The organism is Candidatus Pelagibacter sp., assembly GCF_052049575.1.
Lineage (GTDB): Bacteria > Pseudomonadota > Alphaproteobacteria > Pelagibacterales > Pelagibacteraceae > Pelagibacter.
Window position 1 is genome coordinate 97,233 of record NZ_JBNGZQ010000002.1, and the last position, 14,233, is coordinate 111,465.

The window sequence follows — 14,233 nt, forward strand, 5'->3', positions numbered from 1 at the left end:
ATATGAATAAGATTGCTTTAATTGGAAAAAAAATAGGTATGACTCGAGAGTTTTATAAAACGGGTCAATTGGTTCCTGTGACTGTCTTAAGGATGGAAAAAGCAAGGGTAATTCAGGTAATTGATACAGATAAAAGAGGATATAAGGCTGTCCAATTAGGATATGGCAAAATAAAAAGCTCTAAATTATCGAAGGCTATGAAAGGGTACTTTTCAAAAAAAAATACTGAAGCAAAGAAGAAACTAAAAGAATTTAGAGTTGAGAGTCTAGAAAACTTTAAAGAGGGTAATGAATTTGGTTTAGAAATTTTTAAAGATATTAAATTTGTAGACACAAAATCAAAGACTATTGGAAAAGGTTTTGCAGGTGCAATGAAAAGACATAATTTTGGAGGTTTAAGAGCAACACATGGTGTATCAATATCCCACAGATCACATGGTTCAACAGGTCAAAGACAAGATCCGGGAAAAGTATTTAAAGGAAAAAAAATGGCAGGTCATATGGGTGGTAAATTACGAACTATGCAAAATATTGAGATTATCAAAACAGATTTAGATAATGAGTTACTTTACCTTAAAGGATCAATACCAGGCTCAAAAAACTCAGAAGTACTAGTCAAAGGTTCAGTTAAGAATATAAGAAAATTAACAATGGATGAAAAAATTAAAGCTGCAGAACAAGCTAAAAAAACTCCAGATAAAAAGAAAAAATAATGAAAATTGATAAATTAAATTTAGATGGAAAGAAAAGCTCAATAGAAGTTCTTGATAAGATCTTTTCAGCAAAAATAAACCATAAACTAATTAGCAGTGTTTTATATAAAACAAATGCAAATTACAAAGGCAGACATGCTAAGACTAAACAGCAAAATGAGGTTTCTGGACCAACATCTAAAATTTACGCTCAAAAAGGAACTGGTAATGCAAGGCATGCTAGTAAAAAAGCACCTATATTTGTTGGTGGTGGAGTAGCTCATGGACCAAAAGGTCAATCATCATACAAAAAAAGAAAATTAAATAAAAGTGAGAAAAAACAGAGTATCGCATCGCTAATAAGTGAAAAAATTAAAAACAAGAGATTACTAATTTTCAGTGACTTTTCTAATGAAATCAAAAAAACTAAAGAAATGAACTTAATTTTAAAAAAATTTGAAATTTTAAATTGTTTAATTATTCTAGATAAATCCTCTAAGGAAAAGGTTGAAAAATCATTAAGAAATATTCCAAATGTTAAAGTAACAGATATTAATCACTTTAGTGCGTTTGACATAATTAAATATAAAAAAATTGTTTTTACAGAAACTTCTATAAAAGAATTAGAAAAGAGATTTGCTTAATATGGAAAAGATACATTTATACGATAAAATAATTTCACCACTATTGACTGAAAAGTCCACAAATTTATCAGGATTAAATAAAATAGTTTTTAAGGTTCACAAGAATGCGAATAAAAAGAATATCAAATCTAATATAGAAAAAATTTTCAAAGTGAATGTAACAAAAGTGAATATTATCAATAAACAAAATCGAACTAAACTAACAAGAGGAAGAAAAGTAAAAATTTCAGGTTTTAAAAAAGCAATTATAACATTAAAGAAAGGTCAAAGTATTGATCTAACTACAGGAATTTAATATGGCACTAAAAACTTTTAAACCCTATACAAAGTCAACCAGAGGTACTATTTTAATTAATAGAGATGGTCTCTGGAAAGGTAAACCTTTTAAAGGATTGGTTTCCCCTAAAAATTCTATGAAAGGGAGAAATAATAATGGCCATATAACTTCTATAAACCGTGCAGGAGGACATAAAAAGATGTACAGGCATGTTGATTTTTATAGAAAAAAATTTGATGCTCCAGCGAAAGTTGAGAGGATAGAATATGACCCGAATAGATCTTGTTACATAATGTTAGTGAAATTTGATGACAATACACATTCATATTATTTAGCTCCACAAAAAATTAAAGTTGGAGATTTTGTTGAAAATGGATCTAAAAAAGAAATTAAGATTGGTAATTGCATGCCGTTACAGGATATACCTGTTGGAATAGATATTCATAATGTTGAAATTCAACCAGGTGGTGGTGGTAAAATAGCTAGATCAGCAGGAACTTCAGTCACTATAAGTGGATTAGATGGCAACTATAGCCTGATAAAGTTAGCCTCTGGAGAAGTAAGAAAAATAGATTCAAGATCATTAGCTACAATTGGCGTTTTAAGTAATCCGGATCAAAAAAATATAAAAATTGGTAAAGCAGGTAGATCCAGGTGGCTTGGAAGAAGACCACATACAAGAGGAGTTGTTAAAAATCCAGTAGATCACCCTCATGGCGGTGGAGAAGGAAAAAGTGCAGGTGGAAGACATCCAGTTTCTCCTAAAGGGCAATCAGCAAAAGGTCTTAAAACTCGAGACAATAAACGAACAGATAAATTTATTGTTAAAAGAAGAAATAAACGAAAGGATACTAAATAATGGCTAGAGCAGTTTGGAAAGGTCCTTTTGTAGAAGAAAGCTTAATGAAAAAAGTTGATAAGTACAAAACAGATCCAAAAAAGATACCTATTAAAACATGGTCAAGAAAATCGACTATTTTACCAGATTTTGTTGGTGTGAGTTTTTTAATTTATAATGGTAAAAAATTTGTACCAATAACTGTATCTGAAGACATGGTAGGCCACAAATTAGGGGAGTTTGCACCAACAAGAACTTTTTTTGGTCATACTCCAGCGGATAAAAAAGCTAAACCGGCTGAGGCAGAGGTTAAAAAATAATTATGACCAAAAAGATTAAAAAGGAAATAAAAAAAGAAAAAACAGTTAAATCTGTAAATAATAATATTAGGTCAAGTGTTAGAAAATTAAATCCAATATTAAGAGAAATTGTAGGAAAAAAAGTTGATTTAGCTATAAGAGATTTGGAATTTTCAGAAAAAAGAATTACTAAAGATATTAGAAAGACAATTAGCTCGGCAGTAGCAAATGCAGAGAATAACTTCCAATATGATATTGATAAATTAGTTATCAAAGAAGCTTATTGTGGAAAAAAAATTACCATGAAAAGATTTAGACCTAGAGCAAAAGGTAGAGCTGCACCTATATTAAAACCTTATTCTAGTGTAACTATAATATTATCTGAGGCAAATAAGATGGAGGGTCATGGGACAAAAAGTTAATCCAGTAGGTTTTAGATTAGGAGTTAATAGAGGTTGGGACTCTGTTTGGTACGCTAAAAAGAAAGATTTTGGAAACTATCTAATAGAAGATTTTAAAATCAGAGAATACATAAAAAAAAATGTTATTAATTCTGGTGTCTCAAAAGTGATGATAGAGAGAACTTCTAATAAATGTTATGTTACTATATATACATCTAGACCAGGTTTTGTTATTGGAAAAAAGGGAAGTGATATTGACAAGATTAAGAATAATTTGTCAAAATTCACAAAAAATGAAATCACATTAAATATTAAAGAGGTAAAAAAACCTGAGACTAATGCATATTTAGTTGCAGAAAATATAGCACAACAATTAGTTAAAAGAATTTCTTATAGACGTGCAATGAAAAGAGCTATGCAATCTTGCTTAAGACTAGGAGCTAAAGGGATTAAGGTTTCTGTTAGTGGCAGACTTGGTGGAAATGAAATTGCTAGGACAGAATGGTTAAGAGACGGATCTATACCTTCTCATACGCTAAGAGCAGATATAGATTATGCTGAAGCAGAGGCATTAACAACATATGGCATAATTGGTATCAAAGTTTGGATCTACAAAGGTGAAGTCTTCGCAAAAGAATTTAGCCAAGAAACAAACAAAATAATTTTAACTGAAGGTAAAGAATAATGCTTCAACCTGTAAGAACAAAGTGGAGAAAAGCTCACAAAGGAAGAATACATGGAAATGCTTCACGAGCTAATTTAATTAATTATGGTGCATACGCACTTAAAGCACTTACCCCAGAAAGAGTAACTGGTAAACAAATAGAAGCTGCCAGAGTAGCATTAACCCGACATATGAAAAGACAAGGTAGGGTATGGACGAGAATATTTCCAAACATTCCAGTCTCCAAAAAACCAATTGAAGTACGTATGGGTAAAGGAAAAGGTTCGCCCGAATATTATGCTTGCAGAGTTAAGCCCGGAAGAATTTTATTTGAGGTCGATGGTGTTTCTGAGGAAATTGCAAAAGAGGCATTGTATAAGGCTTCAGCAAAACTACCTATTAAAACTAAAACAATAAAAAGATTTTTATAAAATGAAAAAACAAGAAATAAAAAAACTTTCAAAAGATGAAATTTTAAAGAATATCGACAAATCAAAAAAAGATTTGTTTAACTTTAGATTTCAAAAGATTAATTCTCAGGTTACGAATCCTTCAAAAATTAATGAAACTAAAAAAACAATTGCAAGATTAAAGACAATATTAAAAGGAAAAATAAATGCCTAAGAAAATTTTAACAGGAATAGTAGTTAGTGATAAACCAAATAAAACAATCACTGTAATGATTGAAAGAAAATATTCCCATCCAGTATTAAAAAAAGTTGTGAAAGTAAGAAAAAAATATAATGCACACGATGAAAATAATAAATATAAAGAAGGCGACAAAGTTACAATTATTGAGAGTAAGCCTTTTTCTAAAAACAAAAAATTTAAGGTGATGGAGAATTCAAAATAATGATACAGGTACAAACAGAATTACAAGTTGCTGATAATACAGGAGCAAAAAAAATAGAATGTATTAAAGTGCTTGGTGGCTCGAAAAGAAGATACGCTAGTATTGGAGACACAATAGTAATTGCTGTAAAAGAGGCTATACCTAAGGGAAAAGTCAAAAAAGGTTCTGTTCATAAAGCTGTAGTAGTAAGAGTAAAAAAAGGCATTCACAGAGATGATGGATCAAAAGTAAGATTTGATAATAATGCAGCTGTATTAGTTGATGATAAAGGTGAACCAGTTGGAACTAGAATTTTTGGTCCTGTGACGAGAGAATTGAGAACAAGAGGACAAATGAAAATAATTTCACTAGCACCAGAGGTAATATAATGATTAAAAAAGGCTTAAAAGTTAAAATTCTTGCTGGAAAAGATAAAGCTAAAGAGGGTGAAGTAATTGAAATAGATAGATCAAATAATAGAGCAAAAGTAAAAGATCTTAATATGATTAAAAAACACATTAAAACTACAAAAGAAAAAAAAGGTGGAATTTTTTCAAAAGAAAATTTTATACATTTATCTAACCTAAAATTGGTTGATAATCAAAAGAAAGCTAAAAAATCTGCAGGTAAAAAATAATGACACCAAGATTAAAAGAAATTTATTTTAAGGAAATTCAGCCAGCTTTGAAAGCTGAATTTAAATTGAAAAACTTAAATATGGGACCAAAAATTAAAAAAATTGTTTTAAATATGGGTTTAGGACTGGATGGAAACGACTCCAAAACGCTGAAGTCATGCGAGGAAGATTTAGCTAAAATTACTGGCCAAAAACCAGTTGTTACAAAATTTAAAAAATCAGTTGCAAACTTTAAAACAAGAAAAGGAGCTAGCGCAGGCTTAAAGGTAACTTTAAGAAAAAACAGAATGTATGAATTTCTTGATAGATTAGTAAATATTGCTTTGCCTAGAGTAAAAGATTTTAGAGGATTATCTCCAAATGGATTTGATAAATTTGGTAATTACACTTTTGGTATTAAAGAACATATTATATTTCCAGAAGTAAGTTTTGATAGAGCGGATAAAGTTAGAGGTTTAGATATTGTAATTGTAATATCATCTAAAAATAAAGATCAAAGTTTGGCTTTATTAAACAAATTAAATTTTCCATTCATAAAAAAAGGAGAAAATTAAAATGGCAAAATTGAGTTCAATAAATAAAAATAATAGAAGAATAAAACTTTCAGACAGATTATTTAATAAAAGAGCAAAATTAAAAAAGATAGTAATGGATAAAAAGATTTCTCTAGAGGAAAGATTTAAAGCACAACAAAAGCTATCAAAATTACCAAGAAATTCTGCAAAAATAAGAGTTATGAATAGATGTCAAATTACTGGAAGACCTCACGGAGTATACAGAAAATTAAAAATATCAAGAATTGCATTAAGACAACTCGGATTACAGGGAAAAATCCCAGGTTTAGTTAAATCGAGTTGGTAGAAAGGAAAAATTATGAGTTTAAGTGACCCAATCGGAGATATGATAGCAAGAGTTAAGAATGCTCAAGCTAGAAATCACAAAAAAGTAGATTTACCATCCTCAAACTTTAAAAGTAAAATTGCTGACATATTAAAAAATGAGGGGTTTATAAAAGATTTTAAAGTTTCAAGTGAAGAAAAAAAGAATATTTTATCATTAGAATTAAAATACCATTCAGGAAACCCAGTTATAAATAATTTTGAAAGAGTCTCTAAGCCAGGAAGAAGAATATTTTCAAGTGCAGATAGTCTTCCAAAAATAAATAATGGTTTAGGTATTGCGATATTATCTACACCAAAAGGTGTCATGACTGATATTGATGCAAGAAAACACAAAGTTGGTGGTGAAATAATTTGTAAGGTTTTTTAAAATGTCTAAAATAGGAAAAATAAATATTTCAATACCAGAAAAAGTTAAAGTTGCTATTGCTGGTAATATGTTAAATATTGAGGGACCACTTGGTAAAAAATCTCTAAGTATTGATCTAGATATGTTTAATTTAGATATCAAAGAGGGTAAAGAAATATCAATTAAACCTAAAAAAATAGATCAAAATACAAAAAGATTATGGGGTATGAATAGAAGTTTGATCAATAATGCAGTTATTGGGTCAATTAAAGGATATGAAAAAATTTTAGAGTTAGTAGGTGTAGGTTATAGAGCAGCGTTAAAAGGTAATCAATTAAATCTACAACTTGGTTATAGTCATGATATTAATTTTAACATTCCTGAGGGTATTAAAATTGCTGTTGAAAAACAAACTACGCTTAAAATATCAGGTTTTGATAAACAATTAGTTGGATCCGTCGCATCAAAAATTAAGACTTTAAGAAAAATTGAGCCATACAAAGGAAAAGGTATTAGAGAAAAGGGTCAATATATTTTGAAAAAAGAAGGTAAGAAAAAATAATGAAATTAAATACGAGTAAAAGAAAAAAATTTAGAGTAACAAATAAACTTAAAAAGATAGCTAAAGCTGGAAGATTCAGATTAAGCATTTTTAGATCAACTAAAAATATTTCAGCGCAAATCATTGATGACACGAAAAATATTACTCTTCTTTCGGCTTCTTCTGTCGAGAAAGATATAAAAGAGAGCAAAACAAAAAATAAATCCGAATTATCAGTAATAGTTGCTGAAAAATTAGCTAAAAAAGCACAAGAAAAAAAAATAAGCAAAATATATTTTGATAGGGGAATTTACAAATATCACGGAAGAGTAAAGATTTTTGCTGAAACATTAAGAAAAAATGGAATGGATTTTTAAAAATGGAAAAATTTAAAGAAAAAAAGTCAGATGACATTTTGGAAAAATTAGTTCATATAAATAGAATAACAAAAGTTGTTAAAGGTGGTAGAAGATTTGGTTTTTCAGCTTTAGTCGTTGTAGGTAATCAAGCAGGAAAAATAGGTATAGCTCATGCAAAGGCTAAACAAGTTCCTGATGCAATCAAAAAAGCGAATGAAATTGCTAGAAGAAAACTAATTCACATACCTTTGAGAGAAGGAAGAACAATTCATCATGATGTGAAGGCAAAAGATGGATCAGGTCGTATTATCTTAAGATCTGCCTCTAAAGGAACCGGAATAATTGCAGGTGGTCCTGTAAGAGCAGTATGTGAAGTCTTGGGAGTTAAAGATATTGTTGCAAAATCTATGGGTACTTCAAATGCTCACAATGTTATAAGAGCAACCCTAAAAGCACTTATGAAACAAAATTCTCCAAAACAAATTTCATCAATTAGAAACAAAAAAATCTCAGAAATAATTGAAAAAAGAGGATAATGATAGAATTAAATAATAGATCAAAGATTAATAAATTAAAAACTAGAGTTGGGAGAGGAATTGGCTCTGGTAAAGGAAAAACATCTGGAAGAGGTGTAAAAGGTCAAAAATCTAGGTCTGGTGTTGCTATTAAAAGTTTTGAGGGCGGTCAAATGCCTCTTTATAGAAGACTACCAAAAAGAGGTTTTAATCCTATTAAAAGAGATAATATTGCAGTTTTAAATTTAGAAAAAATTCAATCTTTTATAAATAAAAAAACTATAGATACAAAAAGTGTTATAAATACTGCTTCGTTAAAAAAACTAAAATTAATTAACAAAAATTCAAATAAACTTAAAATTTTAGGCACCGGTGAAATAAAGGATAAAATTAACATTGAAGCAGATTTGGCATCAAAATCGGCTTTAGAAAAACTTGAAAAAGTTGGTGGATCTATACAACTAAAAAAATAATTTCATATTAAATGAGTTCTTTATCTTCAAGTAGCGATTTAAGAAACAGAATAATATTTACTATCGCAATTTTAGCAGTCTATAGATTTGGCACATTTGTTCCATTGCCTGGTATCGATCCTGAGCAACTTAAAATTTTGATGGAAGGAAATCAAAAAGGATTGCTTGGAATGTTCAACGTTTTTGCTGGCGGAGCTGTGAGCAGAATGGCGATTTTTGCATTAGGAATAATGCCATATATATCTTCCTCAATTATTATTCAATTGCTAACAGGTGTATCAGATTATTTTAAAAATCTTAAAGCTCAAGGAGAAACTGGTAGAGCTAAAATTACTCAAATAACAAGATACGGAACAGTGTTACTTGCAACAGTTCAAGGTTACGGATTATCTGTTGGTTTAGAGTCATCTGCAAATTTGGTTATCAACCCTGGTGTTTTCTTTAAAATTTCTACTGTTACCACTATTGTTGCGGGAACAATTTTTTTAATGTGGTTAGGGGAACAAATAACACAAAGGGGTATAGGTAATGGAATTTCTTTAATAATTTTTGCTGGCATCGTTGCAGAAATACCAAGAGCTTTAGTTACGACTTTTGAATTAGGAAGAACTGGAGCTATATCAACTTTAATGATCATAGGAATATTTGTTTTATTAATAATTACTATTTTATTCATTGTATTTATGGAAAGAGCATTAAGAAAAATTTTGATTAATTATCCAAAAAGACAAATGGGTAATAAAATGTATGGTGGTGAGTCTTCACATTTACCGCTAAAAATCAACCAAGCAGGAGTTATTCCAGCTATTTTTGCTTCTGCTTTACTTTTATTGCCAGTAACGTTTTCAAATTTTAATATTTCTGAAAATGAAACATTTTTAAATTTAAGCTCTTATTTTACACAAGGACAACCACTTTATATGTTGTTGTTTGCATCAGGGATAATATTTTTTACTTTTTTTTACACCTCTATAACATTTAACCCTAATGAAACAGCTGATAATTTAAGAAAATATGGAGGATTTGTACCTGGTATTAGACCTGGAGAAAGTACAGCAATTTATATTGAAAATATTCTAACTAGATTAACTACAATTGGGGCATTATATCTAACTTTGGTTTGTTTGATGCCTGAATTCTTAATTGCAAATTATCCAATTCCATTTTATTTAGGTGGTACATCAGTCTTAATTGTAGTTGTTGTTGCTATTGATACTGTAACACAGATCCAAACTAGACTTATGAGCTCACAATATGAACAATTAATTAAGAAAACTAAATTTAGTAAATAGATAAAAAAGTGAACTTAATTTTATTTGGACCTCCGGGAGCTGGCAAAGGTACTCAAGCGAAATACTTAGTTAAAAAGCTAAACAATTTTCAAATATCAACTGGAGATATGCTCAGAGATGAGATCCAAAAGAATAGTGAAATAGGAAAAAAAATTGTAAACGATATGGACGATGGAAAATTTGTAAGTGATCAAATAGTAAATACACTTATTGAAAATGTATTACTTGATCCACAAAAGAAAAATAGATTAATCTTTGATGGATATCCTAGATCTTTATCTCAAGCTCAAAACTTAGATATTTTATTAAAAAAGACTGATCAAAAAATAGATTTTGTTTTTTTTCTTAATGTAAATAAAGAGACTATTATTAAAAGAATTGAACAAAGGAAAATTTTAGAAAAAAGATCAGATGATGATTTAAATACTACAATTAAAAGATTTGATAAATATATGGAAACTACTAAGCCAGTTTTAGATTTCTACTCTACAAATCCAAATTTTTATGAAATAGACGGTGCTTCTAAAATTGAGGAAATTACTGCTAAAATAGACAATTTTATAAGGGTTTAAGACGTTGACTTTGAAAGATCTTCTTATATAAAAGGCTGAAAATTATCTCTAAATATATGGCTCGTATTGCAGGTATAAATATCCCACAGAATAAACTTGTTCATGTAGGTTTAACTTATATTTATGGGATTGGTGATAAATTTTCCTCTCAAATTTGTACTTCTCTAAAAATTCCTAAAGGAAAACGTGTCAATCAATTAACTGATGAAGAAATATTAAAAATCAGGGAATATATTGATCAGAATTTTAAAGTTGAAGGTGATTTAAGAAGAGATTATTCATTGAGTATAAAAAGATTAATCGATCTCGCATGCTATAGAGGATCAAGACATAGAAAAAAATTACCTGTAAGAGGTCAGAGAACTAGATGTAATGCAAGAACCAGAAAAGGGAAGGCAATTGCTATTGCGGGTAAAAAATTAACTCCACTTAAGAAATAATTATGGCTAAAGTTGATAAGGTTGAAAAACAAGATTCAAAAAATGATAAATCAATTAGTAAAATAAAAAAAAGTTCTTACTCAAAAAAGAAAAAAACAAAAAAAAATATACTAAATGGTATTGCATATGTACAATCAACATTCAACAATACTATTATTTCTATAGCAGATACAAACGGGAATGTTATTTCGTGGGCTTCTGCTGGCCAAAAAGGTTTTAAAGGATCAAGAAAATCTACACCCTACGCTGCACAAATAGCTGCTGATGCAGCAGCATCAAAAGCGCTTGAGTATGGAATGAAAACACTATCCGTTGAAGTAAAGGGCCCAGGCTCTGGAAGGGAAACAGCCCTAAGAGCATTACAAGCTAGAGGATTCAAAATTTTATCAATTAAAGATACAACACCTATGCCACACAATGGTACTAGACCACCAAAAAAAAGGAGAGTTTAATGGAAACTGAAAACGTTAACATAAAAAATTGGAAATCACTTATTAAACCATCGAAAATCGATGTACAAATGAGTGATGACTTATCTAAAGCTAAAATTATAGCTGAACCTCTCGAAAAGGGTTATGGCCTAACATTAGGTAATTCATTAAGAAGAATTTTATTGTCATCCATTAGAGGTGCGGCAGTAACATCAATACAAATTGATGGTGTACTTCATGAGTTCACATCAATTAAGGGTGTAAGAGAAGATGTAACTGATATAGTATTGAATGTTAAATCTTTAGCTTTAAAATCTTCATCTGAGGGAACTAAGAAACTTGTCTTAGATGCTAAAGGACCAGGAGAAATAAAAGCTTCCGATATCACACAAGTTGCTGATGTAGAAATTTTAAACCCAGATTTAGTTATTTGTAATTTAGACGAAAATACCACTTTTCATATGGAAATGAATGTTAATACAGGTAAGGGTTATGTTCCAGCTGAACTTAATAAACCAGAAGAACCACCGTTAGGATTAATAGCAATAGACTCTCTTTATAGTCCAGTTAAAAAGGTATCTTATTCAGTAAGTACTGCTAGGGAAGGTAAAGCACTTGATTATGATAAACTTACAATGGAAGTTGAGACAGATGGCTCTATATCTGCAGAGGATGCTGTAGCTTATTCAGCTAGAATTTTTCAAGATCAATTAAAAATGTTCATTAATTTTGATGAACCTGTGGAAGCACCTGTTAAAGAAGTATCAACTGAACCAGAGTTTAACAAAAATCTATTAAGAAAAGTGGATGAACTTGAATTATCAGTTCGATCAATGAATTGTTTAAAAAATGATAATATTATTTACATTGGTGATCTTGTCCAAAAATCAGAGGGAGAAATGTTAAGAACTCCTAATTTTGGTAGAAAATCACTTAATGAAATCAAAGAAGTACTAACTGGAATGTCATTATATTTAGGTATGGAGATACCAAACTGGCCACCAGACAACATAGCTGAAATGTCCAAAAAATTAGAGGAAGCTATATAAATGAGACATGGATTTGCTAATAAAAAGCTCAACAGAACATCTGAGCATAGAAAAGCACTGTTAAAAAATATGCTTAATTCTTTAATAAAGTATGAGCAAATTAAAACAACATTACCAAAGGCAAAGTTTTTAAAACCCCAGGCTGATAAGATTATTACATTGGGTAAGAAAGATACTCTTCATAACACTAAAGCTTTAGTTTCACAGTTACAAGATATTAAATCTGCAAATAAAGTTAAAAAAACATTATCAAAAAGATACGAGAAAAGACCAGGTGGTTATACAAGAATAATTAAAGCAGGTTTTAGATATGGTGATAATGCACCAATGGCAATCATTGAGTTTGTAGACAGGGATGTTGAAGCAAAAAAAGTAGATAAAAAGAAAAAATCCACTTCAAAAGAGCCTGAAAAAAAAGAAGATAAAAAACAAGTAGCTTCATCAAAATAATATTTTTTATGTTAAAAAGTTACATCGTTGACTCAACGTGTAATAATATGCGGGTTGATAGATGGATACGCAATACAATAGGAAAGATACCTCAAGGACTAATTGAAAAATCTCTAAGATCAGGCAAAATTAAAGTTAATAAAAAAAAGATAAAAAGTTCATATAAGATTCAATTAAATGACAAAATTGATTTACATGATTTTAAATTTGAAGAGAGAATTTTTCAAAAAAAAATAAGTTTTAAACCTTCTAATCAAATAATTAAATCAAATGAAAAATCAATAATAGATAATAATGAAAATTTTATTGTTTTAAATAAGAGCGCTGGTATTTCTGTTCAGGGTGGAACAAAATCCAGAAAAAACTTAATTGATATATTCAAAAAAAGTGAAATTTTTTCAGGCTCAAAGCCTTTTTCCGTTCATAGATTAGACAAAGATACATCTGGTGTTATTTTAATGGCTAAAAATAGAGAAACTGCACAATTATTAACATCATTATTTAGGTTGAGAAAAGTTCACAAAACCTATTTAGCTATATGTCATGGTGAGCTTGAAAAAAACTCAGGAGAATGGAATGATGATTTAGTACGTTATGATAACGGAAAAAAAATTATTGAAAAAGCAAAAACAATTTACAAAGTTATTGATAAAAATTCAAATTCTAGTCTTGTTGAGATGAAACCTATTACTGGTAGGAAACATCAATTAAGAAAACAACTTTTTAATATTGGTCATTCAATTTATGGGGATAATAAATATAAATCTTTCACTAAAACTATTGGTATTAACAAAGAATTAATGCTTCATGCATACGAAATAAAATTCATGATTAAAGATAAAAAATATACTTATAAAGCTTTATTACCAGATTATTTTAGAAAATTACTAAAAATTAAAAGACTTACTCATTCAAATTTGAAATAAAAATTTCAACTAGTTTTTTGTCTAATTTTTTATAATCTTGATCTTTAATTTGTTTTAGATTTGTGACACCTTTATCTTTAATGCCACATGGAATTATCGCTCTATATTTATCCAAGTTATTATTAATATTAATTGAAAAACCATGATAAGCTATCCATTTACTAATTCTTACTCCAATCGCAGCTACCTTTTTTGTTTGCTCGTTATCTTTGTACCATATTCCAATATTTTCTTTATCTGAAAAAGTTTTTATATTAAAAAATTGTAACGTATCTATTATTGTTTTTTCTATAATTGTAATAAAATTTCTTATATCTTTTTTTCTTTTTTTTAGGTCTATCACAAAATAACAAATTAGTTGGCCTGGTCCATGATAAGTAATTTTACCTCCTCTATTCGTCTCTAAAATCTTAATTGATTTATCTAAAATATCGCTCTGATTATAACTTGTTCCCGCTGTATAAATATCTGGATGTTCTAAAGTCCAAATTAATTCATTTGATTTATTTAGATCGACATTTAATAATCTTTCCTCCATCATTTTTTTAGCATCTTCATAAATGACAGGTTTTTCGGACTTTTTAATTTCTATACTCATTTAAAAATTGTAATCTCTTGATTATGTATTAAAAGATCGACCTAAATAATAGGAA

General features: G+C 29.1%; 27 protein-coding genes. 26 read left to right on the top strand and 1 reads right to left on the bottom strand.

All coding sequences use genetic code 11. The annotated features are described in order from the left end of the window. Positions 1-2: 2 nt before the first annotated feature. Genes rplC through ACTT9C_RS04095 form a run of 26 tightly spaced genes read left to right on the top strand, consistent with a single transcriptional unit; the run spans position 3 to position 13,580 of the window. A complete protein-coding gene (rplC, locus tag ACTT9C_RS03970) occupies positions 3-713 on the top strand; it encodes a 50S ribosomal protein L3 (protein WP_440923211.1) in 711 nt (236 codons plus the stop codon). After that, the gene (rplD, locus tag ACTT9C_RS03975; RefSeq protein WP_440923212.1) at positions 713-1,336 is read left to right on the top strand and encodes a 50S ribosomal protein L4; all 624 of its coding nucleotides are present in this window, start codon (positions 713-715) and stop codon (positions 1,334-1,336) included. Before rplC ends, rplD begins: the two co-directional genes overlap by 1 nt. A gap of 1 nt (position 1,337) precedes the next feature. Further along, positions 1,338-1,631 carry a 50S ribosomal protein L23 gene (rplW, locus tag ACTT9C_RS03980; protein ID WP_440923213.1) on the top strand — a complete coding sequence of 98 codons (294 nt, stop codon included), beginning with the start codon at positions 1,338-1,340 and terminating at the stop codon, positions 1,629-1,631. A 1-nt stretch (position 1,632) separates the two neighbouring features. Then, the gene (gene rplB / locus ACTT9C_RS03985) at positions 1,633-2,472 is read left to right on the top strand and encodes a 50S ribosomal protein L2 (RefSeq protein WP_440923214.1); all 840 of its coding nucleotides are present in this window, start codon (positions 1,633-1,635) and stop codon (positions 2,470-2,472) included. After that, the gene (gene rpsS / locus ACTT9C_RS03990; protein ID WP_440923215.1) at positions 2,472-2,771 is read left to right on the top strand and encodes a 30S ribosomal protein S19; all 300 of its coding nucleotides are present in this window, start codon (positions 2,472-2,474) and stop codon (positions 2,769-2,771) included. The genes rplB and rpsS overlap by 1 nt, the downstream gene beginning before the upstream one ends. Positions 2,772-2,773: 2 nt before the next feature. Then, the gene (gene rplV / locus ACTT9C_RS03995; protein ID WP_440923216.1) at positions 2,774-3,172 is read left to right on the top strand and encodes a 50S ribosomal protein L22; all 399 of its coding nucleotides are present in this window, start codon (positions 2,774-2,776) and stop codon (positions 3,170-3,172) included. After that, positions 3,156-3,836 carry a 30S ribosomal protein S3 gene (rpsC, locus tag ACTT9C_RS04000; RefSeq protein WP_440923217.1) on the top strand — a complete coding sequence of 227 codons (681 nt, stop codon included), beginning with the start codon at positions 3,156-3,158 and terminating at the stop codon, positions 3,834-3,836. Before rplV ends, rpsC begins: the two co-directional genes overlap by 17 nt. Then, positions 3,836-4,246, top strand: coding sequence for a 50S ribosomal protein L16 (rplP, locus tag ACTT9C_RS04005; protein WP_440923218.1), 411 nt, complete (start codon positions 3,836-3,838; stop codon positions 4,244-4,246). Before rpsC ends, rplP begins: the two co-directional genes overlap by 1 nt. A gap of 1 nt (position 4,247) precedes the next feature. Next, entirely contained in the window at positions 4,248-4,439 is a 192-nt protein-coding gene (gene rpmC, locus ACTT9C_RS04010; protein ID WP_440923219.1) for a 50S ribosomal protein L29, read from the top strand. Then, positions 4,432-4,668 carry a 30S ribosomal protein S17 gene (rpsQ, locus tag ACTT9C_RS04015; protein ID WP_440923220.1) on the top strand — a complete coding sequence of 79 codons (237 nt, stop codon included), beginning with the start codon at positions 4,432-4,434 and terminating at the stop codon, positions 4,666-4,668. Before rpmC ends, rpsQ begins: the two co-directional genes overlap by 8 nt. Next, positions 4,668-5,036, top strand: a complete 369-nt coding sequence (rplN, locus tag ACTT9C_RS04020; protein WP_440923221.1) for a 50S ribosomal protein L14 — start codon at positions 4,668-4,670, stop codon at positions 5,034-5,036. Before rpsQ ends, rplN begins: the two co-directional genes overlap by 1 nt. Continuing rightward, entirely contained in the window at positions 5,036-5,284 is a 249-nt protein-coding gene (gene rplX / locus ACTT9C_RS04025; protein WP_440923222.1) for a 50S ribosomal protein L24, read from the top strand. The genes rplN and rplX overlap by 1 nt, the downstream gene beginning before the upstream one ends. Continuing rightward, positions 5,284-5,838 carry a 50S ribosomal protein L5 gene (gene rplE, locus ACTT9C_RS04030; RefSeq protein WP_440923223.1) on the top strand — a complete coding sequence of 185 codons (555 nt, stop codon included), beginning with the start codon at positions 5,284-5,286 and terminating at the stop codon, positions 5,836-5,838. Before rplX ends, rplE begins: the two co-directional genes overlap by 1 nt. A 1-nt stretch (position 5,839) precedes the next feature. After that, entirely contained in the window at positions 5,840-6,145 is a 306-nt protein-coding gene (gene rpsN / locus ACTT9C_RS04035) for a 30S ribosomal protein S14 (protein WP_440923224.1), read from the top strand. Positions 6,146-6,157: 12 nt separating this feature from the next. Further along, complete coding sequence (gene rpsH, locus ACTT9C_RS04040; protein WP_440923225.1) at positions 6,158-6,553, top strand: 30S ribosomal protein S8; 396 nt, start codon at positions 6,158-6,160, stop codon at positions 6,551-6,553. A gap of 1 nt (position 6,554) precedes the next feature. Beyond that, positions 6,555-7,094 carry a 50S ribosomal protein L6 gene (rplF, locus tag ACTT9C_RS04045; protein ID WP_440923226.1) on the top strand — a complete coding sequence of 180 codons (540 nt, stop codon included), beginning with the start codon at positions 6,555-6,557 and terminating at the stop codon, positions 7,092-7,094. Continuing rightward, positions 7,094-7,450 carry a 50S ribosomal protein L18 gene (gene rplR / locus ACTT9C_RS04050; protein WP_440923227.1) on the top strand — a complete coding sequence of 119 codons (357 nt, stop codon included), beginning with the start codon at positions 7,094-7,096 and terminating at the stop codon, positions 7,448-7,450. The genes rplF and rplR overlap by 1 nt, the downstream gene beginning before the upstream one ends. A 2-nt stretch (positions 7,451-7,452) precedes the next feature. Further along, positions 7,453-7,968: a 30S ribosomal protein S5 gene (rpsE, locus tag ACTT9C_RS04055; RefSeq protein ID WP_440923228.1), complete on the top strand. Its 516-nt coding sequence runs from the start codon at positions 7,453-7,455 to the stop codon at positions 7,966-7,968. Then, positions 7,968-8,420: a 50S ribosomal protein L15 gene (rplO, locus tag ACTT9C_RS04060; RefSeq protein WP_440923229.1), complete on the top strand. Its 453-nt coding sequence runs from the start codon at positions 7,968-7,970 to the stop codon at positions 8,418-8,420. The genes rpsE and rplO overlap by 1 nt, the downstream gene beginning before the upstream one ends. A gap of 11 nt (positions 8,421-8,431) precedes the next feature. Further along, on the top strand, positions 8,432-9,712 hold the full coding sequence (gene secY, locus ACTT9C_RS04065; protein ID WP_440923230.1) for a preprotein translocase subunit SecY: 1,281 nt from the start codon (positions 8,432-8,434) through the stop codon (positions 9,710-9,712). Between the two features lie 8 nt (positions 9,713-9,720). Continuing rightward, positions 9,721-10,284 carry an adenylate kinase gene (locus ACTT9C_RS04070; RefSeq protein ID WP_440923231.1) on the top strand — a complete coding sequence of 188 codons (564 nt, stop codon included), beginning with the start codon at positions 9,721-9,723 and terminating at the stop codon, positions 10,282-10,284. Positions 10,285-10,340: 56 nt separating this feature from the next. After that, the gene (gene rpsM / locus ACTT9C_RS04075; RefSeq protein ID WP_440923232.1) at positions 10,341-10,724 is read left to right on the top strand and encodes a 30S ribosomal protein S13; all 384 of its coding nucleotides are present in this window, start codon (positions 10,341-10,343) and stop codon (positions 10,722-10,724) included. Between the two features lie 2 nt (positions 10,725-10,726). Continuing rightward, on the top strand, positions 10,727-11,176 hold the full coding sequence (rpsK, locus tag ACTT9C_RS04080; RefSeq protein ID WP_440923233.1) for a 30S ribosomal protein S11: 450 nt from the start codon (positions 10,727-10,729) through the stop codon (positions 11,174-11,176). Then, positions 11,176-12,204 (top strand): DNA-directed RNA polymerase subunit alpha, encoded by a 1,029-nt coding sequence (locus tag ACTT9C_RS04085; RefSeq protein ID WP_440923234.1) that lies wholly within the window; start codon positions 11,176-11,178, stop codon positions 12,202-12,204. Before rpsK ends, ACTT9C_RS04085 begins: the two co-directional genes overlap by 1 nt. After that, positions 12,205-12,654 carry a 50S ribosomal protein L17 gene (rplQ, locus tag ACTT9C_RS04090; protein WP_440923235.1) on the top strand — a complete coding sequence of 150 codons (450 nt, stop codon included), beginning with the start codon at positions 12,205-12,207 and terminating at the stop codon, positions 12,652-12,654. It abuts the gene before it with no gap. Positions 12,655-12,662: 8 nt separating this feature from the next. Then, positions 12,663-13,580, top strand: coding sequence for an RluA family pseudouridine synthase (locus ACTT9C_RS04095; RefSeq protein ID WP_440923236.1), 918 nt, complete (start codon positions 12,663-12,665; stop codon positions 13,578-13,580). On the opposite strand, the gene lipB is transcribed toward ACTT9C_RS04095, so the two are convergent. Further along, positions 13,558-14,178 (bottom strand): lipoyl(octanoyl) transferase LipB, encoded by a 621-nt coding sequence (lipB, locus tag ACTT9C_RS04100; RefSeq protein ID WP_440923237.1) that lies wholly within the window; start codon positions 14,176-14,178, stop codon positions 13,558-13,560. The genes ACTT9C_RS04095 and lipB overlap by 23 nt on opposite strands. Positions 14,179-14,233: the final 55 nt, after the last annotated feature.